The 25,511-nt window shown below is 52.6% G+C and carries 26 protein-coding genes; 20 read left to right on the forward strand and 6 right to left on the reverse strand.

Annotated features, from left to right (window positions below; translation table 11 throughout):
• The first annotated feature begins 10 nt into the window (after positions 1-10).
• Positions 11-610: a chromate transporter gene (locus CO251_RS12410; protein ID WP_242968588.1), complete on the forward strand. Its 600-nt coding sequence runs from the start codon at positions 11-13 to the stop codon at positions 608-610.
• Positions 611-768: 158 nt separating this feature from the next.
• Here the strand turns inward: CO251_RS12410 and glp are convergent, their stop codons facing one another.
• The gene (gene glp, locus CO251_RS12415; protein WP_173677107.1) at positions 769-1,989 is read right to left on the reverse strand and encodes a gephyrin-like molybdotransferase Glp; all 1,221 of its coding nucleotides are present in this window, start codon (positions 1,987-1,989) and stop codon (positions 769-771) included.
• 148 nt (positions 1,990-2,137) lie between these two features.
• Between glp and CO251_RS12420 the strand changes: the two genes are divergently transcribed.
• The 9 genes from CO251_RS12420 (at position 2,138) to CO251_RS12460 (ending at position 10,609) form a co-directional block, all read left to right on the forward strand.
• A complete protein-coding gene (locus CO251_RS12420; protein ID WP_103376129.1) occupies positions 2,138-2,929 on the forward strand; it encodes a type III pantothenate kinase in 792 nt (263 codons plus the stop codon).
• Between the two features lie 57 nt (positions 2,930-2,986).
• Positions 2,987-4,252, forward strand: coding sequence for a hypothetical protein (locus tag CO251_RS12425; protein ID WP_103376130.1), 1,266 nt, complete (start codon positions 2,987-2,989; stop codon positions 4,250-4,252).
• 45 nt (positions 4,253-4,297) lie between these two features.
• Complete coding sequence (locus CO251_RS12430) at positions 4,298-5,236, forward strand: MoxR family ATPase (RefSeq protein ID WP_103376131.1); 939 nt, start codon at positions 4,298-4,300, stop codon at positions 5,234-5,236.
• Positions 5,233-6,447 (forward strand): DUF58 domain-containing protein, encoded by a 1,215-nt coding sequence (locus tag CO251_RS12435; protein WP_103376132.1) that lies wholly within the window; start codon positions 5,233-5,235, stop codon positions 6,445-6,447. The genes CO251_RS12430 and CO251_RS12435 overlap by 4 nt, the downstream gene beginning before the upstream one ends.
• Positions 6,419-7,432 carry a hypothetical protein gene (locus CO251_RS12440; RefSeq protein ID WP_103376133.1) on the forward strand — a complete coding sequence of 338 codons (1,014 nt, stop codon included), beginning with the start codon at positions 6,419-6,421 and terminating at the stop codon, positions 7,430-7,432. The genes CO251_RS12435 and CO251_RS12440 overlap by 29 nt, the downstream gene beginning before the upstream one ends.
• A 236-nt stretch (positions 7,433-7,668) precedes the next feature.
• Positions 7,669-8,067 carry a DsrE family protein gene (locus CO251_RS12445; protein WP_173677108.1) on the forward strand — a complete coding sequence of 133 codons (399 nt, stop codon included), beginning with the start codon at positions 7,669-7,671 and terminating at the stop codon, positions 8,065-8,067.
• A gap of 85 nt (positions 8,068-8,152) precedes the next feature.
• On the forward strand, positions 8,153-8,383 hold the full coding sequence (locus CO251_RS12450; RefSeq protein ID WP_242968589.1) for a sulfurtransferase TusA family protein: 231 nt from the start codon (positions 8,153-8,155) through the stop codon (positions 8,381-8,383).
• Positions 8,384-8,425: 42 nt separating this feature from the next.
• Complete coding sequence (locus CO251_RS12455; protein ID WP_103376134.1) at positions 8,426-9,565, forward strand: NAD(P)/FAD-dependent oxidoreductase; 1,140 nt, start codon at positions 8,426-8,428, stop codon at positions 9,563-9,565.
• 36 nt (positions 9,566-9,601) lie between these two features.
• Positions 9,602-10,609: a DUF1641 domain-containing protein gene (locus CO251_RS12460; protein WP_103376135.1), complete on the forward strand. Its 1,008-nt coding sequence runs from the start codon at positions 9,602-9,604 to the stop codon at positions 10,607-10,609.
• 137 nt (positions 10,610-10,746) lie between these two features.
• On the opposite strand, the gene CO251_RS12465 is transcribed toward CO251_RS12460, so the two are convergent.
• Entirely contained in the window at positions 10,747-11,259 is a 513-nt protein-coding gene (locus CO251_RS12465) for a MarR family winged helix-turn-helix transcriptional regulator (protein ID WP_158246335.1), read from the reverse strand.
• An 80-nt stretch (positions 11,260-11,339) separates the two neighbouring features.
• Here CO251_RS12465 and CO251_RS12470 point away from each other — a divergent pair, with 80 nt between their 5' ends.
• Positions 11,340-12,521 (forward strand): MFS transporter, encoded by a 1,182-nt coding sequence (locus tag CO251_RS12470; protein WP_103376137.1) that lies wholly within the window; start codon positions 11,340-11,342, stop codon positions 12,519-12,521.
• Between the two features lie 230 nt (positions 12,522-12,751).
• Positions 12,752-13,579, forward strand: a complete 828-nt coding sequence (locus CO251_RS12475) for a hypothetical protein (RefSeq protein WP_146039081.1) — start codon at positions 12,752-12,754, stop codon at positions 13,577-13,579.
• Between the two features lie 10 nt (positions 13,580-13,589).
• Here the strand turns inward: CO251_RS12475 and CO251_RS12480 are convergent, their stop codons facing one another.
• Both CO251_RS12480 and CO251_RS12485 read right to left on the reverse strand, forming a co-directional pair.
• Complete coding sequence (locus tag CO251_RS12480; RefSeq protein WP_103376139.1) at positions 13,590-14,864, reverse strand: MFS transporter; 1,275 nt, start codon at positions 14,862-14,864, stop codon at positions 13,590-13,592.
• On the reverse strand, positions 14,861-15,289 hold the full coding sequence (locus CO251_RS12485) for a MarR family winged helix-turn-helix transcriptional regulator (protein WP_242968590.1): 429 nt from the start codon (positions 15,287-15,289) through the stop codon (positions 14,861-14,863). The genes CO251_RS12480 and CO251_RS12485 overlap by 4 nt, the downstream gene beginning before the upstream one ends.
• Positions 15,290-15,643: 354 nt before the next feature.
• On the opposite strand from CO251_RS12485, the gene dusB reads away from it, so the two are divergent.
• The 7 genes from dusB (at position 15,644) to CO251_RS12520 (ending at position 21,971) form a co-directional block, all read left to right on the forward strand.
• Positions 15,644-16,615, forward strand: coding sequence for a tRNA dihydrouridine synthase DusB (gene dusB / locus CO251_RS12490; RefSeq protein ID WP_242968591.1), 972 nt, complete (start codon positions 15,644-15,646; stop codon positions 16,613-16,615).
• Positions 16,606-17,163, forward strand: a complete 558-nt coding sequence (locus CO251_RS12495; protein WP_103376141.1) for a transcriptional regulator — start codon at positions 16,606-16,608, stop codon at positions 17,161-17,163. Before dusB ends, CO251_RS12495 begins: the two co-directional genes overlap by 10 nt.
• Before the next feature lie 119 nt (positions 17,164-17,282).
• Positions 17,283-17,756, forward strand: a complete 474-nt coding sequence (gene greA / locus CO251_RS12500; RefSeq protein WP_103376142.1) for a transcription elongation factor GreA — start codon at positions 17,283-17,285, stop codon at positions 17,754-17,756.
• A gap of 17 nt (positions 17,757-17,773) precedes the next feature.
• Positions 17,774-19,255 (forward strand): lysine--tRNA ligase, encoded by a 1,482-nt coding sequence (gene lysS / locus CO251_RS12505; protein WP_103376143.1) that lies wholly within the window; start codon positions 17,774-17,776, stop codon positions 19,253-19,255.
• An 81-nt stretch (positions 19,256-19,336) separates the two neighbouring features.
• Positions 19,337-20,257: a quinate 5-dehydrogenase gene (locus CO251_RS12510; RefSeq protein WP_103376144.1), complete on the forward strand. Its 921-nt coding sequence runs from the start codon at positions 19,337-19,339 to the stop codon at positions 20,255-20,257.
• 30 nt (positions 20,258-20,287) lie between these two features.
• Entirely contained in the window at positions 20,288-20,623 is a 336-nt protein-coding gene (locus CO251_RS12515) for an SCP2 sterol-binding domain-containing protein (RefSeq protein ID WP_103376145.1), read from the forward strand.
• A 1-nt stretch (position 20,624) separates the two neighbouring features.
• On the forward strand, positions 20,625-21,971 hold the full coding sequence (locus CO251_RS12520; RefSeq protein ID WP_103376146.1) for an APC family permease: 1,347 nt from the start codon (positions 20,625-20,627) through the stop codon (positions 21,969-21,971).
• Here CO251_RS12520 and CO251_RS12525 read toward each other — a convergent pair.
• Complete coding sequence (locus CO251_RS12525) at positions 21,910-23,316, reverse strand: sensor histidine kinase KdpD (protein WP_158246336.1); 1,407 nt, start codon at positions 23,314-23,316, stop codon at positions 21,910-21,912. The two genes, CO251_RS12520 and CO251_RS12525, sit on opposite strands and share 62 nt — an antisense overlap.
• A gap of 105 nt (positions 23,317-23,421) precedes the next feature.
• Positions 23,422-24,108 (reverse strand): response regulator transcription factor, encoded by a 687-nt coding sequence (locus CO251_RS12530; RefSeq protein ID WP_103376148.1) that lies wholly within the window; start codon positions 24,106-24,108, stop codon positions 23,422-23,424.
• Between the two features lie 94 nt (positions 24,109-24,202).
• Here CO251_RS12530 and CO251_RS12535 point away from each other — a divergent pair, with 94 nt between their 5' ends.
• Positions 24,203-25,321, forward strand: coding sequence for a glycosyl hydrolase family 18 protein (locus tag CO251_RS12535; protein ID WP_103376149.1), 1,119 nt, complete (start codon positions 24,203-24,205; stop codon positions 25,319-25,321).
• Positions 25,322-25,511: the final 190 nt, after the last annotated feature.

Genomic DNA, 25,511 nt, shown 5'->3' on the forward strand with positions numbered 1-25,511 from the left:
GCGTATCGTGGTGAATGCGCCTGTCCGGAGGCCCCGCCCCACCTTGCTCGCTTTAATAGGGGTCTACACAAAAATCGGCCTTTTAGGCTTCGGTGGGGGGTATGCGGTGCTGTCGTTTATCCGTAGCGAAGTGGTGGATGGTCACGCATGGATCGATGCCGAGCAATTTGATAATGTTGTCGAAATGAGTGCTTTTGCACCAGGACCAACCACGTCTAATGTTTTGGCCGCCATCGCCTACCGCCTGCAAGGGTGGAAAGGCTTGGTGATGGGCACCATTGCCGCCTTGTGGCCGTCTTTTTTGTTAATTATGTTGTTGGCCGTCGCGACGCGTATCTTGCATAATCCCTGGTTAACGGGTGCGTTGCATGGCATCGAAGTGGCTGTCGTGGGCCTGTTAATTGACGTGGTTTGGACATTATGGAAAGATGTTCCGAAAGCCGTCGTCACCGCAATATTAGCGCTTTTGTCATTGGCCCTGACTGTTTTGGGACTCAACCCCGTTATCACGATTGGGATAGCAGCAGCCATTGGGTTATTCGATTTTTTGATAAGGCGCCAACCACTTTCTCGGGGCAGCAAACCTACGTCTGAGATTCACCACGAATAAATTTAGAGCTGAAATGTCTAAGACCAGGTCGAGATATTGTCAAACGGCTACGCGCCCGCACCAAGCCGGGGGATGGGCTGAGTTCCGCCTGTTTGTCAAACCGACAGGATCATGGCTCAGTTTTGCGCCGCTTTCGCTTCCCACGCCCGTCTCCGATTTTAAAATCCCGAGCGTAAGAGCATGACTGTCATGATCTCACCGGCTTTGTAAGGCCCGGTATCAGGGGGGACGATCATGAGGGCGTCAGCCCCAATCCATGAGGACTGCACCGCGGAATCTTGTTGCGCATAGGGGTGGACCCACAACTGGCCGTGTTCTGTCACCAAGCGACTGCGCACATAATGCCAGCGGTCTTGAATCTCTGTGAATGGTTCAAAGAGGGGCAATGCCAATGTAAGACGGCGCCAGTTGGCGTCTGCTAACCAGGTGCGAATCATGGGGCGCACAAACAATTCAAAGGTCACAAGGGCTGAGACGGGATTACCGGGCAGCCCAAAGAACGGGCGGCCGTGGAGCATGCCAAAGGCTAAGGGTTTACCGGGTTTCATATTGACGCGCCATAATTCGAGCTGACCTTCTTCTTCCAGTACTTGTTTGACCCAGTCAAAATCGCCGACGGATACGCCGCCCGAACTTAAAATGATATCTGACGTTTGGGCTTCAGCCAAGCGGGAAGCAATCGCTTCTTTGGTATCACGCGCGGGAGGCAAAAGCCAAGGTTTCCCACCCGCCGCAGTTATAGCCGCGGCGAGCGCGTAGCTATTGGAATTGCGAATTTGACCGGGTCCCAGAGGCTGACCTGGCGGGACCAACTCATCGCCTGTTGACACGATAGCTACGTGGGGCTTGGGCATGACGGGAACGTGGTCCATCCCTAATGACGCGAGGATACCGATTAAGGGCGGACTCAAGACGGTGCCAGGCTCTAAAATCTTTTGGCCGGCGCGCATGTCTTGCCCGGCTTGGCGGACATTTTGCCCGGGAGATACGGGGGCCCATGCCGACATGCGGCCTGGGGCAGGCGTTGTTGTCCATTCCACTTGAATCACGGCGTCAGCCCCTGGGGGTAAGGGGGCTCCTGTCATGATCTTATAGGCTTCACCAGATTGGAGCGGCCGGGAAAGGGGGTGCCCCGCGGCAATGACGCCACGTACCTCCAAAGAGATGGGATTTTCCCGCGAAGCATTGGCCAGGTCGGCCGCGTGCACAGCATATCCGTCCATTGAGCTGTTGGCAAATCCGGGAATATCCTCGTGACAGGCTATGGGGGCGGCCACGATGCGCCCCAATGCGTCCATTAAGGAGATGAGTTCGGGAGTCTTACGCGGGGGAACATGAGCCAAGATGCGAGATTGCGCCTCTTCCACAGACATCAGCATGCCAATTCCTGCCTTTCATCACGACCGTTCGCATTCAGATGGTTTTTATTTTAGCAAATAGCGGCAAGCTTGGGGCAAGACTTGCTCAAGAGTCTTGACCATGGGATGATGAAAAGCATCGGAGCGAATAAAGAAAGGGGAGACATCGGTGGATTCCCCGCTGCGGTTTGTCGACTATTTATTGGCAATTGATATTGGGAATACCCATATTAAAGTGGGGCTGTTTCATGATGGCGTATGGCAAGAAGAATGGCGGCTATCGACGGATGTTAGACGAACGGCCGATGAGTACCGCGTGCCTTTGCGCGGCTTTTTGCGAGAAGTGCTTGTAGAGCAAGTGGATCAGGTTGTGATGGCGTCGGTGGTGCCGCTTCTCGCACCTGTTTTTCACCGCGTTGCCAGCGCTTTATCCGATGCTCCGCCACTGGAAATTACGCCGCCCGGCTATGGGTTGAAAGTGCAATACCAGCCACCGGATTCTTTGGGGGCGGACCGCTTTGTCAATGCTTTAGGGGCATGGCGAAAATATGGCACGAATTTAGTGGTTGTCGATGTGGGGACCACGGCCACAGTCGACGCGGTCTCGCGGGACGGGGTATTTTTAGGCGGCATGATTGCGCCTGGTCCCCATTTTCTCTCACAGGCATTGGCCCAAGGAACGGCACGCCTGCCGCTGATTCCCCCGGCCATTCCTGACAAGCTACTTGGGCAAAATACCCAAGAAGCGATTGCTGTGGGAGTTGGGCATGGTTTTATTGGGATGGTGAGCGAACTCATCGCCAGGACCTGGCAGGTGCTAGGGGATGAGGCCCCCATCATTTTAACGGGAGGGTGGGCTCAGCGCATTCAGCCGCATTTGCGGTTTCCTGTGCACCTAGAACCGACTTTGACGCTTGATGGACTGCGCTATGCAGCAGAATATCATTTCGGCAGAGGATAACCGGGGCACAATTAGGGAACGTGGGCATAGGATAGTTCCGGATGGAGGGAGATGCCCATGCCCACAGCAGGGTTAAAAGACAGAGCCGTGGTACGTGAGGGGTTTTTAAGGCTGGTATCGTCTCGTAATGCGGTGGCTGGCATTTGGCACGGCTTGCTACCCTTAGAACAGGTGGCGTGGCCCCAATGGTCGCGGGAGGCTTTTGAGCGGGAGCGCCAAGATTGGCTGATGCTCTCGGAATCAACGGTAGGTCACCAAGACCGTGACGTGCATCACTGGGGGCGGTATGCGCGATTGGCAGCTAGTCGCTTGCAAGCGGGAGGATGGCAGTCGCCCCAAGCCCCATTGCGCCATGCCAGGATGCAGCTGCTGGCTGTCATGCTTTTAGATCCCAAGAATCAAGAAGGCGTCTTGGAACGGACTGTCAAAGAATTGGCGTCATGGCTTGATCGATTGCCTGCTGAACGGGGAGTCGACCCTCTGGAAAGAGCGCAACTGGTCAGTCAGGCTGACGCCTTGGGGATGGTTGTCGCCAAGGCTGTAGAAACATGCCAAGACAGCCAACTGACGGTGTTGCCGATTCGTGAGGCGGTTGGCCGATATATGGACCGGGTGCCGATACAAGACTTCGGAGCCGATCCGATTCCATGGCGCGCAACGGCCCATGTCAATACCTGGAAGTGGCATCAAAGACGGGAGCAGTTTGTCATGCCTGCTTTAGCTCCTATACCCAAGGTGTCCGTAGACCAATGGATTAGAGATTTAGATAGTTGTTGCCGAGGCGATGGGAAAGAGGCGCCATGGCATGTCGAGCGGGTAGCGCATTTAGGAACCCAAAGCTGGGTGAGACTTTTTCCCAAGCCTACCGTGTATGGCGGTGCGCAGAGTTATGGTCCATTGCTTCTCAGCCGTCTTCTATGCTGGTGGGCAGATAGGGCTACGGCGGACCCATTGACGTGGCTCTTAAGTGATCCGCCAGCTCTTGAGGCCGGTCTCTACGGGTTGGCAGGTATCGTGGGATCCGACACAACATTGCCTGTCGTGTCTTTAGCAGCCCAACATTACCGCGTCCTGTGCGACGTCTTAGCGGTGGCCGACGCGTGGTTATGGTTGGAAGGAGCCGATCCGGATCAAGTGGCTACGTGGCTTGGACAATGGTTTAAACCGGCCGACGCGTGGCGCTGGGCGCTTAGTTTGTCTAGCGATGTGAGCCGCAAGGTCGCCGCTGCTGAGCTGGATGAGGAACATGGCGGGCAGGTGGCCTCTTCGGGATGGGAGTGGGACGGATGGGACGACGGGCCGATAAGGTGGGTCGCGCCTTAAACAAAAGCATAGAGGCCTGATTGGCGAAATAAAGGAGGGGGGCGAATGTCGCCTCAACAATTATTGGACAAGCTTACAGGTTATGTCGTCGGAAAACGCCAGCCTGCGCTCTGGACCGTCTCTGCTTTGGTCGCTGGCGGCCATATTCTGATTGAGGATGTGCCTGGCGTCGCCAAGACCCGATTGGCACGTACGCTGGCACGCTTGTTAGATTTATCCTATGCACGGATTCAAGCGACACCTGATGTATTGCCCTCAGACATTACGGGCGCTATGATTTATGATCCCAGTAACCAGACGATGACGTTTCGTCAGGGACCCATTTTTCACCAAGTCGTCTTGGTAGATGAAATCAACCGAGCTACGCCGCGGGCTCAATCGGCCTTGCTCGAAGCGATGGAAGATAGGGAAGTTAGCGCGGAATCGGAAACCTACTCTTTGCCGCGGCCCTTTTTCGTTATGGCCACGGCGAACCCCGTCGAGATGGCGGGGACCTTTCCCCTGCCTGAAGCCCAAAAAGATCGGTTCTGGTTGTCGTTTGGATTAGGCTATCCGACGGCGGATGAAGAATTTGAGATTCTCACCCGATTTTCCAGAAACGACACGAGCGATGTGCCTAGCCCTTTGGCTTCTGCTGCCGACCTCTTACGCTGGCAAGACGCGTCGCAGCAAGTGCATATATCGGATGACATCGTGCGCTACGTAGTGGATATTGTGCAGGCGACGCGTGCGCATCCCCGCATTTCTTTGGGGGCTTCACCCCGGGCCGCTGTTCAATGGATACGAATTTTACGGGCGTACGCATGGGTGCAAGGAAGAAATTATGTGATCCCCGATGATGTGCAGGTGTCGCTGCCGGTGGTATTAGGGCATCGCTTAATCGTGGCAGGAGGCATACGTGGGGGGACTTGGGGCGAACGCCAACAGGCCGTGCGTGACGTGTTGAACGAGATTGTGGCTCAGATTGCGGTGCCGGTGGAATGATGCGAGGGACTGAACAGCCGGTTTGGTTGTTGGAAGCCCTTGCGGCCTTGCTGGTGCTGGCCGGAATCATTGCGGGACGCGCGCTGTGGATAATCATAGGCTTCTTCGTGGCCGCTGCCATCCTCTTATCGCAGAAGTGGGCACGCCGTACGTACGCGGCTCTGATCATTGACAGCGTACCGCAGCAAATCACCTTGGAAATTGGCCAAGAATGGCTCTACAGCGTGTCTATCAGCAATCCTTTAGCCATAGCGGCTGGATGGATTCGCGTGCGACAAGAGATTCCCCAGGGTTTGGTGCAAGATAACGGCAGCCATCACGTGGGCGCCGAATTTGTGTTAGGGGAATATCAAAAAGCGCGTGTGGTCTGGCCCCTAAAAGGCGTGGCGCGAGGTCGCTGGATATTGGGGGACACGACACTGGTGCAAAGCGATTTGTGGGGGTGGCGGGAAACGGTTCAAAGGCACTTTCTCCCGACCGTGGTTACAGTGTGGCCACGGCGCTTTGACATCGATCTGCCATTGTGGCAGGCGGTGCGAGAGTTGGGAGAAACCAAGGGATGGCTCTGGGACGAACCAGATCCATCATACTACCGGGGGATTCGGCCTTACCGGTATGGGGAACCCTTGCGTGATGTGCATCCGTTTGCTTCGGCGCGAGCCGGCACCCTGATGGTGAAGGACGTCGAGCGGGTTCGTGCTCTATCGGTCGATATCATTTGCCATCCCTATACCGCCGACGTGCCTTGGCATGGGATTGACATGCAAGCGGTTGAAACGTGTTTGAGCTTGGCGGCCAGTGCCGTGCAGATCGCGTTCGATCAAGGCCTAGCGTGCGGATTGACCATATCCTGTGCGCTCCCAGGATTAGGTCATGGCGTCTCTTTAGAGCCTACCACGGCAATGGCCGCGCGCGCAGAATATTTCACGAATTTAGCATGGGCAGTTGCGACCCCTGCGGTATCTACCAATGTTCAGGGATTATTAGAGAACTTGTTGCGGCAAGAACGGCCTGCGGGTCTTTTGTTGGTGGTATCGCCCAAGTGGGACGAGGCCGTCGATCTCTTATTGCAACGATTGTCAAGCCAAGGACATGTGATCGGCTGGCTGAGTGCGGGGTCTAGTGTGCAGATACCCACCGTGGTTGACGTGCACTGGGCGTGGACTGAAGGAGGCGTGGTGCATGAGACGCGTACTAGCAGCGGGCGTTGACTTGTCATGGATGCTTTTAGGCGTGGCAATGGCCTCTCACAACCTATGGATGGTCGGCATCGCGGGATTGTTTTACTTGGCCGTGGGAATTCCCGGGCGTGCTCGTATGCGCACGGCAGGGGTAGCGGGTCTTGCGCTTAGCGCTGTGGTGCTAGGGCACTGGGTGGGCGTTTTGGTGGTGGGGGGGATTTTAGGGATTCAGCGGGTAAGATATCTGGGGCGTTATGTTGTGGCGTTGGTGGCATGGACGATTTTAGCCTGGCAATACCGTCTCGTAGGCCAAATAGGGCTATTGCTGGTCGCTGGGGGTGGGCTATTAGTCTTGCTGCCTTGGCCTCAATCGACGTGGCAAACGGCTCTGCGTATTGTCGGTGGGGCGTGGGCCTTGGCAATGCTAGGAGCGGGCATGTTATGGGTTATCCCTTGGACTGTTTTGGTGGCCAATACGTTGGGATGGGTGGGGGCAGGCGCTGCAGGTCTTCTATTGTGGCTTGTGCCCCATCTTCATCGCAAAGAGACCGCAACGCGTCATATCACTCACCCTTTCACCCGACCTTGGCTAACCCATGCACCCCGCGCCGATATGTCGGGGGTTGTGGTAATGATCGCTCTGCTTTTAATCATGGGGGTAGTGCTCTTAGCATGGCGACTGCGATTGAAAATCCAGCCGGTATCTTCCGTTTCTAAGACATCAGATATGGTGGTGATAGAGTCATTACCCAAACGTCCACCAATACCTAGACCGGCGCGGTTAACGCCCGTGCGGCATGTGGTATCCCGAGGATTGCGACAAGCAGCACAGCACCACCAAGGCAAACGCCAGGGAGAAACCCTGCGTCAATGGTTGACCGCGCAGGGGTTTGGAGAATGGGGACGAGCAATAGCGGAAATTTATGAACAGGTGCGCTATGGCATGGAGGATGATACGAAAACGCGCGCCAATGAGGTGCAGCGGCTTTGGCGGAAAGTCACGAAGCCTAGGTAATCCTAACTGGTTATTGAGAAACTCAAAAATGTCTAGAGCGCAACGCATTAAGTAGACAATACAACCGAGATATCTAGCCCGGGAGAAGCATATAAAAATCCAATAGGGTTGCAAATAATTTGACATGGTTCCGATAAAATAAAAAACTATTTTGAACTAATAGTCTGCGTATTCATATATCGTGGTAAAATAAAAATCGCAATCCAAGCACTTACCCTACTTTGGGAGGCACTGTGATGGCCGAGGAAACAATAAATCTTATGGTTCTTTCTGGTGAGTACAGCCGGTTGCACGCGGCTGCCATGCTTAGTGTGGTGGCAAGCAGTTATGGGAAGCCCGTCAACGTGTTTGTCTCGATGGAGGCATTGCCCGCTTTTCATAAAGATCCCAATATCGCTGGGTCCGCGCTGGTTAAAGGGCCAGTTGCCCAAAAAATTGCAGCATCTGGTGGACAAGACTTTATAGAATTATTTCAACAAGCAAAAGACTTTGGCGAGGTTAAGCTATATGCCTGTGGACTGGTGATGGATTTATATCATTGGACGCTCGGTGAGATGCATCCCGTTTTTGATGAGGTGATGGGGGTGGCGGGCTTTTTGGCTAAAGCCGAAGGGCAGCCGACATTGACGTTTTAACGATGTGGCCTATGTAGGGGGATACTCGCCGTTTTAATGGTTGATCCCGATAGATCTCTTTAGAGAAAGGCAGGTTGAGCAGATCGTGGATGATATTAAAGTGATTGATGCGCGCGGATCGTTCTGCCCAGGGCCGCTTATGGAATTGATTAAGGGCATTCGTCAGGAAGCTGTTGGTACCGTGTTTGAGATCTGGTCGTCGGATGCAGGCAGCGCGAAAGATATTCCCGAATGGGTGGCGCGTGCAGGTCATGAAGTTGTGCAAAATCGCGAAGAAGACGGCATTTATAAGGTGCAAGTCAAAAAAGTCCGATAAAAGGCTTCATATTATCTATTGCAAAAGGGAGGACGTCGGAAGATGCAGCGAATCGTGATTCTTGGAGGCGGAGTCGGCGGCACCATTGTCGCCAATCAAGTCGCACGGCAAATGGGCACCGAGCTTCGTACAGGAGCATTAGACATTACGGTTATTTCAGAATCCGCACAGCATGTTTACCAACCGATGTTTTTATACATTGCCTTTGACCAAGTGGTGCCCGCCGAAGCTCAAAAACCCGAACGTGACATCTTAGATCGGCATGTGCATTTGAAAGTGGGCAATGCGGAACGAATAGACCGTGAAGCCCAAGCTGTGATTATGCAAGATGGCGAGAAAATCTCCTACGATTACCTTGTGATTGCAACAGGCAGCCGGCCGGCCCCGGAAACGATTCCCGGATTGACCGAAGGAGGGCATATTTTTTACACGGAAGAGGGGGCCCTTAAATTACGCGAAGCGTTGCACAATTTTCAAGGGGGCCGCATTGTGGTGACTGTTGGTGTACCACACAAATGCCCGGTAGCCCCGCTTGAATTCACATTTATGGTGCAGGAATGGATGAAAGCGCGTGGTTTAGGTGACAAAACGGAATTGGTTTATACGTATCCCATTGGCCGCATCCATTCCCTTGAACCCGTTGCAAACTGGGCCACACCCGTGTTTGCGGAGCGGGGCATCGAATCTCATATCTATTTCAATCCGGAAAATGTGGATCCCGCCAAGCGCACAATCACCAGCTTAGAAGGAGAAACGCTGAATTATGACCTTCTTGTTGCGATCCCACCGCATCGCGGTCAGGACATTATTGGCCGCTCGGAATTGGGCGATGCGGGCAATTGGATTCCAACCGACCGCTACTCATTGCGGATGGAAGGTGCGGACAATATCTTCGTGTTGGGAGATGCCACTAATCTTCCCATTAGTAAAGCAGGTTCCACGGCGCATTTTGAGGCAGACGTCGTGGCGGCCAATCTCGTCAATTTGCTACGGGGTGGCTTAGGTTCCGTTCGCTATGACGGCAAAGTCTTTTGTTTTATTGAAACTGGCTTGAAGAATGCGACCTACATTCAGTTTGATTATGCGCATCCGCCCAAACCCCAAGAACCGACCGAGATGATTCATATGTTCAAGCTCGCCTATAACCGCATGTATTGGCTCACCCCAGCAGGTGTTCTATAAGGTGCCGGGCAGAGAATACAGAAAGGACGTAAGCGTATGGCTGCCATTGAAGTTTCGGAAGAAACCCTAGGAGAATGGAAAGCGCTGCTCACGGCGTTTCGTGACAGTGCGACGCCGCAGATGGCGGAGCGGATTGGAACGATGTTGAGTACGGTTGGAGAATTGGCGGCCAAGGCGCAAGATCCGGCTGCGGGCCGCACGGTGGATACAATCTTAGAGCATGAAGCCGTCATTCAGTCGACATTGGTGCAGTTGGCGCGCTGGCATCAAGATGGCACGTGGAACGCGTTGGTGGAGCTTGCTTCGCTAGCCGCGGCTTTTAAAGCGTCGGCGACGCCGCCTATGGCGGAGCGGGTTGGCTCCTTATTGTCCAATATGGGAGAACTCACGGCACTGGCTGCGAGTGACGAGGCGAAAAAGGCGGCCCAGGAGCTGATCGAGCGGGCGCCGTCGCTTACGCAAGCGGCTGCGCAGCTAGATGTGTGGCAGCATGACGGCACATGGGATGCAATTAAGGAGTTTACGGCATTGCTGACGGCTGTGAAAAGTTCTGCCAGTCCTGCAATGGCTGAGCGCGTTGCCTCGTTATTGTCGTCGCTGGGCTCTTTGGCCGCCAGGGCATCAGAACCTGAAACCGTCTCAGCGCTCAATTTTGTGCTGGATAATCAAAATGCCATGATGAGTTTGTTTCAACAGATGGTGTCATGGCAACATGATGGCACATGGGCCGCTATTGTGGACTTTTCCTCTTTAATCAGTGCTGTGCGTGACTCGGCCACAACGCAAATGGTGGAGCGTGTGTCCGGCATCGTCGTGGAAGCGTCGCGAGCGCTTGACGGAGCTATCCGTTCAGGATTGTTAGACTTAGGACTCAAAATTATGGATGCTGCCGCCAGTGCCGTAGAGGAAGCCAAGGCGGATCCGCAGAAAATGACGGCAATGGGACTGTTGCGTGCACTTAAAGACCCTGATGTGCAAGTGGGCGTGAAGATGATTATTAACGTACTGAAAAAAGTGCCGCACATCATGGAAGGGGTCAGCTAACCGCATACCTTTTTAAAGAAGTGGGGAGCGGCCAAACGTGCCCTTCCGGACGCCTGTTTTGTAAGTGAGTTCCTCGTCAGTCTGCTACGAATGGTTTTTGCCCACTCGTGGCGCTGATTGGAGAGGGACTCATTTTGTCATGGCCGATTATTGTCTGGCGCGTTTCTTTCATTAGAGCAGTTTTGATATTCGCGAACCGATTCGCTGAGCTTTTGGAGGTAATAGGCGAGGCGCGCACGCTCACCTTCGGGCCAGTCGTCCAAGATGTCCTTATAGACTTCCAGACGGGCGCTTTTCATCAATTTAAATTGATCTCGACCATATTGCGTGGCCTGAACGCGGTGTACCCGGGAATTATGAGGTTCTGGGACGCGTTCTAAGAGGCCTTTGGCCTCCATGGCGGAGACTTGGCGACTCATGGTCGACAAATCGACTTTGAGTTCGCCCGCCAAATCTTGCACAGCAGGCGGATCAGGGTGACTTAGTACTTCGTGCAAAATTAAGTAAGCGGAACGGTCCAATGCTGCGATGCGCGGGTCACGGGGATGCGCTGCGGTCACAAGCCGGACCAAAGCGGCTACGGCATATTCCACCTGCTCTACGCTATCGTCATGAATACGGCATTGCCCCTTTACGGATCTTAACGACATCCATCCTACCATGAACGTTAACTTGTATGATGCAACAACGATATTGTATCATACAAGTTACCGCATAAGGAGGAATTTCAATGAAACATTATCCGTCTGCCGTGTGGGCGACGGCGTTTGCGACATTTGTGGCGTTTATGGGCATTGGGGTGGTCGATCCGATTTTGCCGTTGATTGGACGGGCTATGGGAGCAACCCCGTCTCAGGTGGAATGGCTGTTTACGAGCTACATTGCGGTCATGGCGTTGACCATGCTGATTTCTGGCGTGTTAGGTACCCGCTTGGGGGGTAAACGGACGATGATGCTGGGATTGGGAATGGTTGTTGTCTTTGCCACCTGTTCAGGGTTGTCCCCGTCTATCCCGATTTTAGCGATATTTCGCGGGGGGTGGGGCCTTGGCAATGCCTTCTTCACATCCACAGCCTTGTCCATTATTGTGGGCTTGTCGACGGGCGGCATGGGGCCGGCAATTACCTTATATGAAGCCGCCTTAGGACTGGGAATTGCGTCGGGTCCCTTACTGGGTGGAGCGCTCGGCAGCCTCAATTGGCGGGATCCCTTTTTCGGGACGGCGTCGTTGATGGCTATTGCCTTTTTGGCGACGTGGACTTTGGTTAAAGAGCCGCCAGCAAAAGAGGTGCCAAGGACTGCGCGGGATATTTTTCGGGCGTTGGGTGACCGCGCGATTTTAACGAATGCATTGATTGGGTTGAGCTATAGCTATGCCTTCTTTACCATTTTAGCCTATTCACCGCTCACGTTAGGCCGGCTAAAAGCGATTACCTTGGGGTATACCTACTTTTTCTGGGGAATATTGGTGGCATTTTCATCCGTGGTGGTGGTGAACTGGCTACTACGCCGCATGAAGCCGGTGACGATATTATCCTTAAATTTACCGTTTATTGTGATTCTCTTTGTATTAGCAGGAATTCTGCCTGGTTATGCACTGTTGTACATTGTGGTGATTACAGGGTTTTTTTGCGGCATCGCCAACGCGTTGTTTACGACGCTGGCCATGGAGATATCCCCTTACTCAAGGTCCATTTCTTCGGGAGCCTATAATTTTCTGCGGTGGGCTGGAGCGGCAGTGGCTCCGATCTTGTCCGGATTAATCGGACAGCATTTCGGGATGACAGTACCGTTTTTTGTATCGGCTGGCATTTTATGCATCGGAATCATTGCCTTATTAAGTCAGGGCCACGTCCTGACTACAGCGCTTGAGCGCCATAGCACAATGGGGGAAGTGGCGAGTCAAGGATAGGGTTGGTGGGTTAAAAGCGGTGTGCTTTTTTCTTAATAGGGGATTGCTTATTCATGAGCAATCCCCTAGTGTTCGTTAAAAGAGAGAAAATGCTTGCACCAAGCAGAGAAAAAAGGTTGAAATCTAGGGTAAGTGTTTTATGGGTCTCGGGCGTGCGGCGTTGACCTTTGGTTTCTCCATGCCATATCTTTGGAGCGAGCTGGGAATGCTACAGGAAAATAGGAGGCGATATGATGGACAAGACGTTGGGCGCCGCGGTAATGAGTCCCGTCGTGATGGCAGGACTTCTGATAGGTGTGCCCCCAGCCCATGCCCAATGGGTCGCGGACAACAGCCGTGGCGTTGTTACGGTTCCTAATTACCCCGGCAGTGTCAAAACGTCAGCACATTTAGGGAATTCTCCCTTTGGATTTCCTACTGCCGGCGGTGTCCAGGAATTTATGTCCACGGCCTACCGAGTGCCGACGTCTGCCGCAACGGCGGAAAGATGGTTTACCCGCGCTTTGGAGCAACGCGGCTACCGGGTGTTAAGCCAGGCGGAAAGTAGCGATGGAAACGTATCGGATACCATTCAAGGGATAGAGTTTGGCCAGGGTATCCAAAACAATCAGGAAATTGCCTTGAACTTTCGCCCAGTAGGGCCTCATGCGTGTTTCATGGCCTATGAAACCCTATCCTATACGCCGCCAACTCGCCCGGCATCCACCAAAATTCTTAACCCGCAAGAGATTGCGGACATTCGGGTCGTCTATCATCCGTGGCGCTACGGCGCTTCCGCGCAGGATTTTGTTCTGCGTCAACGGAAAAAAATTAACCAAATCGTTCGCATTTTGAATGCATTGCCTCCAAGCAGTCCTTTTATGGAAGGGTGTGCGGATGATTTTGGACAAGGAGCCACGCTGACAGTTGATTTTATTCACCAGCCAGCGTGGGTGATTCAAGACAATGCGGCCTGTGAGACGGTTTCGTTTCCTGGTGCGCCTCCGCTAACCGATACAGCGGGGCGGCTTTATCATGCCCTAGGCGTCGATGCTGCCGAAGTGTTCCACAAAACGTGATGCGCGGATCTTACGGAGACGCGGGACTTTTGACCTCGTATTGGGCCATGATGGTCGGAAATAAAATGACGTAACCGAGCTGCAGCCCAGCCGCAATTATGAAGGGCCAGACTAAGGATCCCATGTTGATGAACCAGCCTCCCACGGCTGGACCCACAGCGGCGGGAAGGCTCCAGGAGACAGCGTTTAAACTGCTGGCAAAGCCACGACGCTTATCGCGGACAAGCGAAAGGCTAAAGGCTTGCCGAGCGCCGACCGAGCCGCGATTGACAATTGAACGGACCACATAGAGTACGGCCGCTATCGTAAAACTTGGCATAAAAGGAATCCCAATCAGGAGTACTACCCCAAGCAGGCGCGGAATCACGATAGAACGAATAAGACCGATCGATTCGGATACCCGGCCGATGATGAGGGATGAGATGCCCGTAAGAAAAAATGTCAGTCCATAGACGGGCCCAATTTCGGCGGGGCCTACCCCGAATTTGACATTAAACCAGTATGGTAACAAAGGGGCGACGAGTCCGATGCCGAGGGCGTTGATCGTATTGACAATGGCAAGCAGTGTGAGCGCCCTGTTTTCGCGGCGATGGATGGCGTGTTCCTCGGGAACCCCGTCGGTCTTTGATGCGGACTCGGAAGGATGAGCATTATGCCGTGGGGATTCATGAATGCTGTAAATTTGGGCTAAGTTGATAAGGGCCATCAGCAAGTTCAGCAAGAATAGCGGCAAATAGGCCTGTGCGCCCCGTGCTCCCGGAATCATATGCGGCAATACTGCAGCCAACAGGGATCCAATTCCCATGCCCCAAAACTGTAGACCCGCATTAAAGCTGAACACAGAACCTCGGCGCGGTCCGGGAATGGATTGGGCGAGCCATGCCTGTTCTGCCGGAGCGAAAGGACCGGATGATCCGTTGGCGCCGCGCCCAAACCCAAAAATTGCTGCGGTCACGACAATAATCCAGGCTGCGGGGTGGATAATGATGGCGGCCATGCCGACGGTCAGACCGATTTCATAGATGAGTAAGAAAAGACGGCGGCCGATGCGGTCGCTGACAATGCCCACCAAGAGGCTCAGAACCGCGCCAGATAGGCCGCCCGCCATCAAGAGCAATCCCACGTCGACCGCACTCCAACCTCTTGCTTTGAGATAGAGGGTAAAGTCGACAGCGAGGGCACCTTGGGCGATACTCCGAAGAAAACGGGCCGCAATGAGGCGTTGGGCAACCGTGCCTAGAGAGTGCCAGCCTTTGCGTGTATAAGGAGAGGGAGCGCTGCTCACGATAGGGTCATCTTCTTTCCATAGGACATAGTCGGATCGGTAATCTTTTTGAGTAGAGTGAGAAGGTTTTCTTGCTCCTCCGGGCTTAAAGGTTTGAGCAAGCTTTGGACTCTCGTCAAGAAAGCCGCCTCTGCGATGTGCAGCACCTGCCGCCCGGTTTCGGTGAGGGTGACACAGACCGTTCGTTGGTCGCCTACAGGACTGTGACGTGCGACAATGCCTTCAGCTTGAAGTTTGTCAATCATTTGCGTTACACCTGGCGACGAGATGTTGAGACGCTCGGCTAATTCGGAAATCGTGAGAGAGGAGTGCGTCAACTTTAATAGCAACCGCAACTTAGGGCGAGATAAAGTGCCGTATTGTCCGCCCAAAGCATCTTGCAGAGCGATGAGTGCCATGAGCATTTGGCGAGATTGTGGGTCCATTGCACAAACCTCCTGAATATGGGGCGAGCACACTCATTTTAGTAACTTACTTAATTATAACAAGAAATCCACGGTCCTATGCAACAAAGACCCGCTGGCAGAATTTCTGGAAAAAATTCCCGAGGACGTTGTGAGAGAGGAGTTTCCCGCCTAAAATAATTGAGGAGAGAAATGGCTCCACAAGTGTTATGGGAGACTATAGGCAAGAGGCTCTGTAGCGATGCTAGCTTGCGGCCCGGAATAAGGGTCAAATGATTATGGTATAATAGCGTGGCAAATTTTAAGAAGGTGATCGTTGTTGTTCATCACCAAACGGGAAGGAGGCTACGGTTTTCCGCGATGAAAATTGGACCCATGACGATTGATCCACCTGTGATGCTTGCTCCGATGGCCGGCGTGTCTAACCGGGCGTTTCGTGCGATTGCCCGAAAACAGGGTGCAACGTTATGCATTACAGAGATGGTGAATGCGAACGCCTTATTGCATAAGAGTGCTAAGAGTTACTGGTTGATGGAAATTGATCCGCAAGAAACCCCTGTGGGGATTCAAATAGCAGGGTCAGACCCTGAGATGATGGCAGAAGCCGCACGCGAGGCGGCCGCACAAGGGTGTGACCTTATTGACATCAATATGGGCTGTCCCGTGCCCAAGGTTGTCAAGAACGGTGATGGGTCTGCGTTGCTAAACGATATTCCGGGAGCCGTAGCCGTGGTGCAAGCGGTGGTGAATGCGGTCGATATTCCTGTTACCGTGAAGATGCGTGCCGGATGGGATCATCATTCGATTACCGCCCCGCAACTGGCTGAGGCTTTTGAGCGCGTGGGAGCGGCGGCACTAACCATTCATGCGCGTACCCGAGATGACCAATACGTACGGCCAGCGAACTGGGACTTTATTCGTCAAGTGAAAGAACGCGTGTCTATACCCGTTATTGGCAATGGAGATATCAAAACGCCCGAAGATGCTGTGCGGATGATGGAACAGACCCATGCGGATGGGGTCATGGTGGGACGCGCCTCATTTGGTGATCCGTGGATCTTTCGCCGGATTACGGAGTTTGTTCGTACAGGTCAGCATCTCTCCCCCCCATCAGCTGAAGAACGCGCAGCAATGGCGCGTTTACACACGCAAAGGATGGTTGAAGTGAAGGGTGAGGTGGTGGGGATTCGCGAGATGCGCAAGCAATTAGCATGGTATTTGCGGGGCACAACGGGATCCGCGGCTTTTCGCAGTCGGTCGACGTCGATCGAGACGTTGGAAGATGCCGAGCGACTCATTGCGGAGTGGTTGAATCATGCACGCAATGAGGATTTGACGTGGATTTAATCCGCATCGGAGACAAAGTGGTTAGTTTGTCCCGCATTACCGATATGGCCGAGCAAATTCTTTTGGCCCGCTCTCAAGGTCTGTCTCAACAAGATGTGGCCCGAAAGTTTCACGTGGATCGATCTTTTGTCTCGCGTCTAGAGACGGTTGGTGAGCTTCGTAAAGGACGCTCGATAGCCGTGATTGGCTTTCCTGTGCAGAATACGGAGGAAATTCGTAAGACGTGCCAGGATCTTGGCGTAGAACTGTGTTGGGTGATGACTAACCAAGAGCGTTGGGAGTACGCGCAGTCAAAAAATGGCATAGAATTGATTAATGAGATCATGGACCTTGCCAGCCGATTTCGTCAGTTTGATGCCATTATCTTATTAGCCTCCAACGCGCGGGTGCGCCTAATGGCGGCATTGCTAGACAGCCGTGCTGTAATCCCGGTAGTGTTAGGGGAAACGCCTCTCAGCGCTGATGTGGTGGTGGATATTGACTCGTTGCGAAAAACTATTCTGGCTGTGTCTGAAGGCGGGCTATCTTTGAACGATTCGCCAAAATAGTGATACGGATTATTGCATGGCGGCGCCAAATGTATATAATGGGTCCACATAGCATACGAGAGCAAATTTTTCCGTAACATTCATCAGTCAGCGTTAACTAAAGAAAGCGGGGTATCATTTTGAGCGACAAGGAGTTGCTAGTGTCCGAAGAGGGCCTCAAAAAGCTCGAAACAGAACTGGAAAATCTTAAGACGGTCAAACGCCATGAGGTTTCAGAACGTATTAAGACGGCTAGGGAATTTGGGGATATATCCGAGAACTCCGAGTATGAGGACGCGAAAAATGAGCAGGCTTTTGTAGAAGGCCGAATTCAGACCCTTGAAAAAATGCTCCGTCAAGCTAAGGTTGTAGACAATCACAATGTCGACCCCAATGCCGTTCACATTGGGTCGGTGGTGACTGTCAAAGATTTGGAAGAAGATTTTGAAGAAGAGTACACACTAGTGGGAGCTGCTGAGGCCGATCCCAACAAAAATCATATTTCAAACGAATCTCCCGTTGGTAAAGCGTTGATGGGAGCGAGAGTCGGACAAATTGTGGAAGTGTCTGCGCCGGTTGGCAAAATTCGGATGCAGATTGTGAAGATTTCATAACTTTTGGAGGGCTGATTTTGGCAGAGGAAAGTTTTGATCCCCGCGCGGTGCGGCTTGGAAAATTGCAGGCGTTGCGAGCGCGGGGCGTCAATCCGTATCAGCCGACCCGCTTCGATGTGACAGCGCATAGCGCTGATTTACATGCAAACTACGAGGAGTGGGAAGGTCGGACCGTGCGGGTCGCAGGTCGTGTGATGGCGATTCGTACCCATGGTCGGGCCATGTTTTTGGATTTGGCGGATGAAGAAGGCAAAATTCAGTGCCACATTCGGGAAGACATTGTGGGCCCCGAGTTGTTCGGGCTCACCGAGTATCTAGATCTCGGTGACATCCTAGGAGTAGAGGGCACTGTCTTTAAGACGCGCCGTGGAGAAATTTCCATTGAGGTGCAAACGTTTGAATATCTGAGCAAAAGTTTGCTAGATTTACCCGATAAGCGGCATGGGCTGACGAATATCGATTTACGCTATCGGCAACGCTATCTCGACTTGTTAGTCAATCCGGAAGTGCGGAGGGTTTTTGATATCCGCAGTCGAACCATTACGTTTATCCGCCAATTTCTCGCTGAACGCCATTTTACCGAAGTTGAAACTCCGGTCCTCCTGCCCTTGGCAGGAGGTACTGAAGCTCGGCCCTTCGCGACCCACCATAATGCGCTCGACATGACGCTTTATCTGCGCATTGCGCTTGAGCTGCATCTTAAGCGCTTGATTGTAGGGGGCTTTGACCGGGTTTACGAGATTGGCCGCGTTTTTCGCAACGAAGGGGTATCGACTAAACATAATCCGGAATTTACGATGTTGGAGTTGTACCAGGCGTATACAGATTATGAGGGCATCATGCGCTTAGTCGAAGACTTGTTGGCCGCGTTGGTCCGCCACTTGCAAGGAAGCTCGGAACTGACCTACCAGGGACAAGTCCTACACTTTGCTCCGCCTTTTGCTCGGGTAGATATGGTAGAACGGCTATGGGAAAAAACCGGTGTGCGTTGGGAAGACATTCATTCGACCGCCGATGCTCATGCGTTGGCGCGCAAATTGGGGATTGCGGTCGATCCCCAATTTGACCGCGCACAAGTTATGGACAAGATTGTTGGGTCAGTTGTGGAGCCGGATTTGGTACAACCCACCTTTCTGTGGCATCATCCCGTGGATATTTCGCCCTTAGCGAAACGCGATCCGCACCATCCACACCTCACGGAGCGCTTTGAATTGTTTGTGGCAGGGCGTGAATTGGCCAATGCCTTTTCTGAACTCAATGACCCATTAGACCAGCGCGAACGGTTTTTAGCCCAGCAAGAACAGCGGCGTCAGGGTAACGATGAAGTGCCTCCCCTTGATGAAGACTTTCTTAACGCCCTAGAGCATGGAATGCCACCGACGGGGGGGTTGGGAATTGGTATTGACCGCCTGATAATGTTGTTGACTGATAGTCCGTCTATCAAGGATGTCATTCTTTTCCCGACGATGCGACCCTTAGGAAGTGTAGACGAGCTCTAGGAATAAGAAGAAAAAGGCGATACACTAGCTGTGTGCAATATTGTGCACAGCTTTTTTCTATGGGAGGCTTTGAGAAATTTAATGAAACACGTGGTCAGTGTCAGCCTTGGTAGTGCGCGCCGTGATCATCAGACGACCGCAGTCATATTAGACCAGGCTGTGGAGATTGTGCGGCGGGGTACAGATGGCGATATGGAACGTGCACGGCAATGGATTGCATCGTTGGACGGGAAGGTCGATGTGATCGGTTTAGGTGGCATTGACCGGTATCTTGTTGTTAAAAGTCAGCGATATGAAATTCGAGATGCTCAAAAGCTTGCCCAAGCCGCGCGCCATACGCCGGTTGTGGATGGTAGTGGGCTCAAAGCGGTGTGGGAACCCCATGTGATTCAGCAATTGGTGGAAATGGGTCTTATCAACCCGCATCAAAAAGTTCTTTTAGTCTCCGCAATGGATCGATTTGGAATGGCTGAGGCCTTCTATACCATGGGCTTTCCAACAATCGCGGGCGATTTGATTTTTGCCAGTCATATTGATTATCCTATTCAATCCCTAGGAGAGCTCGAAGAGTTTGCCCGAAAGCTTTTGCCAGATCTCATCAAAATGCCTTTCTCGATGTTGTATCCTACGGGTTCTGAACAAGACCATACCGTGTCCAACAATGCTTATGGAAAATATTTTAATGAAGCCGACATTATCGCTGGAGATTTTCACTTCATTCGCCGCTACTTGCCCGATCAGTTACAGGGTAAGGTAATCGTGACGAATACCACGACGAAAGACGATCGCTTGTTGTTGGAGGAACGCCATTTACAGACCTTGGTGACCACGACGCCGTTCTTAGACGGGCGTAGTTTTGGTACGAACGTGATGGAAGCGGCGCTGGTGGCGATATCGGGCGTGCGACCGGAAGACAACGGCTGGGCGGATGTTGTGATGAATGCGGGACTGCAGTGGCATGTGAGCCGATTTGAAGGTGCAAAGGGAAATGCGTCCCACTAGAGAATAACGTGAAGAAAGAGGCTAACAGATATGCTCAAGACCCTAGAACATTTTGCTGCGCAATGCAATGCTAATTCCCGTCTGCGTCAGATGAATCGCGACTGGACTCGGCGGATTGCCATTGTAGCGACGGACCGCGCGCAATCTTTTTGGCTGACCAGTCAAGAGGGCGTGATTACGGCAGGCGAGGGACCTGCTGTAGAACCTGATTTGCAGATTCAAGCCCCTTATGACATCATCCAAGCTATTTTTTCAGGTGCAATGAGTCCGACGGAGCCTTATAATGCGGGGGACCTTTTGGTGAAAGGGAGCCAAGATGATTTGATGCGGCTGGATATTATTACGCTGTTGATTTGGGGGGAATAAGATGGCCTCGAGGCATGTGTTGCCGCTTCGCACGGCCGTTTCAACGAGTGCTGGTTTAGCTTCTGCCGCTATCAATTTTTTGGCCTGTGTAGAAGTGGCCGAATACGCTGGTGGGGCTTCGGCATGGATTGCCTTGCTCGTGGCAGGAGGCCTCATTATTTTTTCTGCCAGCAATTTTGCAGAACTCAGCGGTCTTTATCCATCGGCGGCCGCTATTCGGGTCTGGACACGCAAGGGCCTAAACGACAGGCTATCGTTAATTATCTCTTTGGTCTATGCCGCCACGGTGGTTTTTGTGATTGCGGCGGATGCTTTTGTATTGGCTCAAGCATTTCATGCCGCCGTGCCGATAATACCAGGTTGGCTATGGATTGTTTTGTTGTTAGGGGCGATTGCAGGAGCCAATCTGCGTGGTATTAGGGTATCAGGTAAAATCCAAGATATTAACGGTGCCGTGCTCTTGATGACTCTGGTTGTGATTTCGCTGATTATTTTAGGAAAGACTCCTTGGCCTCATGGCCAACCGCTATTTCATGTCGGTCCTGGAATTTTTCAAGCGGTGGCGTTAGGGGTATTTATTTACGTAGGCTTCGAATGGGTGACGCCATTGGCAGAAGAATTTGATGATGCCAGAGCGATTTCGCGCGGCATGTACATGGCGTTGGGGTTGATTGCAGTGGCTTTTGGCCTTTTTACCGTAGCGATTAGCGTGATTTTTCCGGATATCCGCGCTTTGCATGCTACACTCATCCCGCAATTGATTGTCGGAGAGAAAGCCTTGGGGCGCTGGGGATTTTGGTGGATGGTGATCATTACCATGACGACCGCCATGACGACCTTCAATGGGGGACTCTTTACCGCCTCGCGATTTGTTTACGCGTTGGCGCGCGAGAAGACCCTGCCACGGGGTTTGTCTCATCTGAATAAATATTGGGTGCCGTCTTATGCGCTCTTGCTTCTAGCTGGGTTATCCTTAGCGCTGGCTTTAGGAGTCATGGCGACGGGATGGTATACCGTTTTGATCAACGCCGGAGCGGGCGTCGAAGGATTGGTGTACGCCTTATCGGCGTGGCTGGTATTTTCCCTCCGTAGGCGGGAAGCGCAGCGACCGCGGCCTTTTCGGGCGCTGGGTTATCCGTGGGCCGCGCTTATTGTCGGCGCCGTATTTTTGCTGTTAGGAGTGGGAGCGTTGCTCACCACGACCGGGGGCATACCCACGGCGCTCTTATTCGTTATGGGGTTGACAGCCATCGTGACCGGCTATGTTTGGTATTATGTTCCACGTCTTAAAAAGGCTCCTCGGCGGAACCCGGTGATGAGTTCGGAGCCCGAAGAAACCACAAGGTAAAAGCAGCTCCGTGGGCCGTAGAGTGTACAGTAATTGAGCCTCGTTGGGATTTCATTAGCGCCTCTGCAATACTCAACCCGAGTCCAGTTCCGGGCTTGCCATGCCCATTAGTCCCGCGAAAAAAGCGCGTAAAAATATGGGGAATATCTTCTGGTGGGATTCCTGGCCCATGGTCTTGGATGGTGATTCCTAAGAATGGTCCTTGGGGAATGATGTCGATATCAATGGCCCCCCCAGGCGGACTATACTTGACGGCATTTTCGAGTACGGCCCATAACGCCCGCCGTACGAACGGTTCGTGGCCCAAGATGCGGTGGGTATGAACGGCGTGAAGGGTAATGTGCAGGTCTGGGTTAAGAGCTCGCGCATCTTCCACCGCATCTTCTAACAGAGGCCGCAGAGAGTAGGGGGCCAGCTCGACCGGTCCGTCATTGCGCACGTGTTCCAACGTGAGAAGATCTCCCACTAGCGTAATCATTTCCGAGACGGCCCGGTCAATAGCGGCAATCGTTTCTTCTTCCGTAGCGCGATCGATCGTATCCCAATCGCGGAGGATGTCTAAATTGCCACGAATGACTTCAAGAGGAGTACGCAATTGATGGGCTGCGTCAGCCAGCAATGTTCGGTCCCTTTGCCACCTGGATTCCAGCGTTTGCACTAATTGAGAGAGGAGTCCAGCCAGTCGGCTGAATTCATCATCGGTGCGCGACGGGTTTTCCACCGGCAAAAATTGATTCGTAGCCAACATGCGTTCGACGGAATGCGTCATACGCTTAACCGGCTCAAGGACTCGGTGTGTCGTCCAACGACCAAGCAGGACGCCGCCCGCTGCTGCTGCTACCCCTGTTATGCCCATGACTAAGACTAAATCGCCTAACAGATCAATGTCTGGGCGCAGGGGCCAGTCTACAACGTACTGCAGGCCTTCCCGCTCGTGGACTAAGCGCGAGGAGAGCGGATGGGGGACGATGGCATTGGTTAGGGGGCCAAAGGGATATGGGGTCGTATTAGGTGAGCGAAATAAGACGCGATGGTCTTTCAATATCCAAACATGCGGATCGACTTTGCGGGTATATTCATGCAAAAGGACCTGCAGTGTAGTGCCATGCGCTTCAGAAATGCCCGAATAAACGCTCGAGGCGTCACTGACAGCAGCATCATACAAATGAATACTCACGGCAAAAAGGGTAATCAGAGCAAAGGCAACGACTAAACTAACAATAGCCCCACCCGTTTGAATGGTGAAACGTGTGCGCAAACTTTTAGGATAGGTAACCAGGTGCTTTCGAGAAACCTGGGTGCGCCCGGCTCCACCGCCTTTTGGCGGAACAAAGTTGTTGTCCATAATGCCACCTGTCATTGTTCAAGAAGTGATAAGACGCGCACCTAGATTACGGGGCCGCATCGCTTTGATGGCCCGCTTGCCCTTCATCTCCGCTGGTTGTGGAGTCTACGCTGGAGACGCTTCGAATTTTAACACATAACCGACGCCGCGAATTGTGACGAGGTTGAGTTCTTCGGTGGGAAGACCTACTTTTTGCCGCAGATATCCGACATAGACATCGACAATATTTGAAGCCCCCGAGTAACCCCATCCCCATACGCGGTCGAGAATCATATCGCGCGTTAGGGTAATCCCGACATTTTGCATAAAGTATTGCAACAAATCGAATTCGCGACGGGTCAGATCAATCGTGCTGTTCATTAAGCGAACTTCATGGCGCATGGGATAGAGCTCTAGTGGCCCTACTTTAATCATATCATCTTGATGAAATACGTTGGCAGGACGCCGTGTTAAGGCTCGCATTCGTGCAAGCAGCTCAGCCGTTGCAAAAGGCTTGACTAGATAATCATCGGCCCCAGCATCAAGCCCGCGCACGCGGTCAATAACGGCATCGCGTGCCGTCAAAATGAGAATGGGCGTATCTGAGACTTGGCGTAGCGATTGGCACACTTTCAACCCGTCGATGTCAGGCAGCATCAAGTCCAATATCACGACATCGTAGCTACCGCCAACGGCTTCTGACAATCCATCACGACCTTTGGCGCACCATTGCACATCCCAACCGGCATGTCGGAGTTCTAATGTTATCAATCGAGCAACACGATCATCATCTTCGATGAGTAAGGTATGCACGCGCTCCCCATCCTTTCACGACTATTATACTGAAAAGCCCGTCTAAATAGGCAGTGGCCCGCATAGAATGCATTGAGATGAAGGAGGGGCGTGAATGTGGTCGCCAATATCAGGCCGAAGGCATCCAAGGACCGTCATTATGGGAATTATCGCCTTGATTGCCGTGATTGGAGCCTTGCTCTATCTTCAAAATGTTCCTGTCGTGGCCAGTTGGGACCGGGCCCTTTTGCGCCCGGCGGAGGTTTCCGTGTCCTTGCGTCATCGTGCTAATGCCAAAGCGCGTCAGGCGTCGCCGACTGATGGATTGCCCCCAGGAATGGTGTTGGGATATTTTTATGACCCGGGCAATCAAGGTAATGCGGCAGCCATGCTTCAACATTATTTGCCTTTTTTAAGCGGGATTATTCCTTTTTGGTACACGATTGAAGCCAACGGGACGATTACGGGGCAAACGAATCCAGCGGTATTGAAAATTGCCCGCGAACATAACCTATGGACGTTTGCTCTCGTCGAAAATATGGCAGGCCAATCGGTTTTCGGACCGTTATTAAATAGCGCGCAGGCGAGCAATCGTGCTATAGAAAATATGTTAACCCTAGTAGAAGATAACGGTTTTGATGGGGTGAATCTTGACTGGGAAGGCATTGCCCCTGGAGAACAAAATGCTTTTACGTCTTTTGTTCAACGGTTAGCGCAGGTCTTTCATCAACACGGATATTATGTCACCTTGTCTTTGCCAGCAGAGACAAGCTATCAACCGCAGAATTCATGGACAGGTGCGTATAATTACGCGGCGTTAGCGAAAAGTGCAGACTTATTGATGATTATGGCTTACGACGAGCATTATGCAGGTGGCGCTCCCGGTCCGATCGCCTCACCCTCTTGGGTTCAATCAGTTTTGAATTACACTATTTCTGTTGTGCCGCCTCGCAAAGTGATTCTTGGGATCCCGGGTTACGGCTATGATTGGGGTGGTTCTGGCGCTGTTGCGTTAAGTTATGGTCAGGCACAAGGCCTAGAGGAGCAGTATACCCATCAATCAGGGCAAAACCACTTTGTTTATGTTCAAGATGGGCAAACCCATTCGGTATGGTTTGAAGACACTCAAAGTCTCTTATCGAAGATAAATTTGGTATCAGGATATGAGTTGCGGGGCATTGCGTTGTGGCGACTAGGCATTGAGGACCCAAAAATTTGGGATTTCTTGCAGTAAACCTTCCGTTCCAACGGTTTTTAAAAAGGTTTAAAAAAGGGCTTGCATTGGCGCGAGTCCGGTGTTATTATATCAAAGCTGTCCGCGAGGACAGTGAGCCCCCCCGCTTCAGCGGGCGGCGTCGGTCCTTGAAAACTATATCGTCATGAATGCGTCAAGGGAAACAGAAACAGTCAGCAAGACAATGAGT

Source organism: Sulfobacillus sp. hq2 (genome assembly GCF_002903155.1).
Lineage (GTDB): Bacteria > Bacillota > Sulfobacillia > Sulfobacillales > Sulfobacillaceae > Sulfobacillus > Sulfobacillus thermotolerans.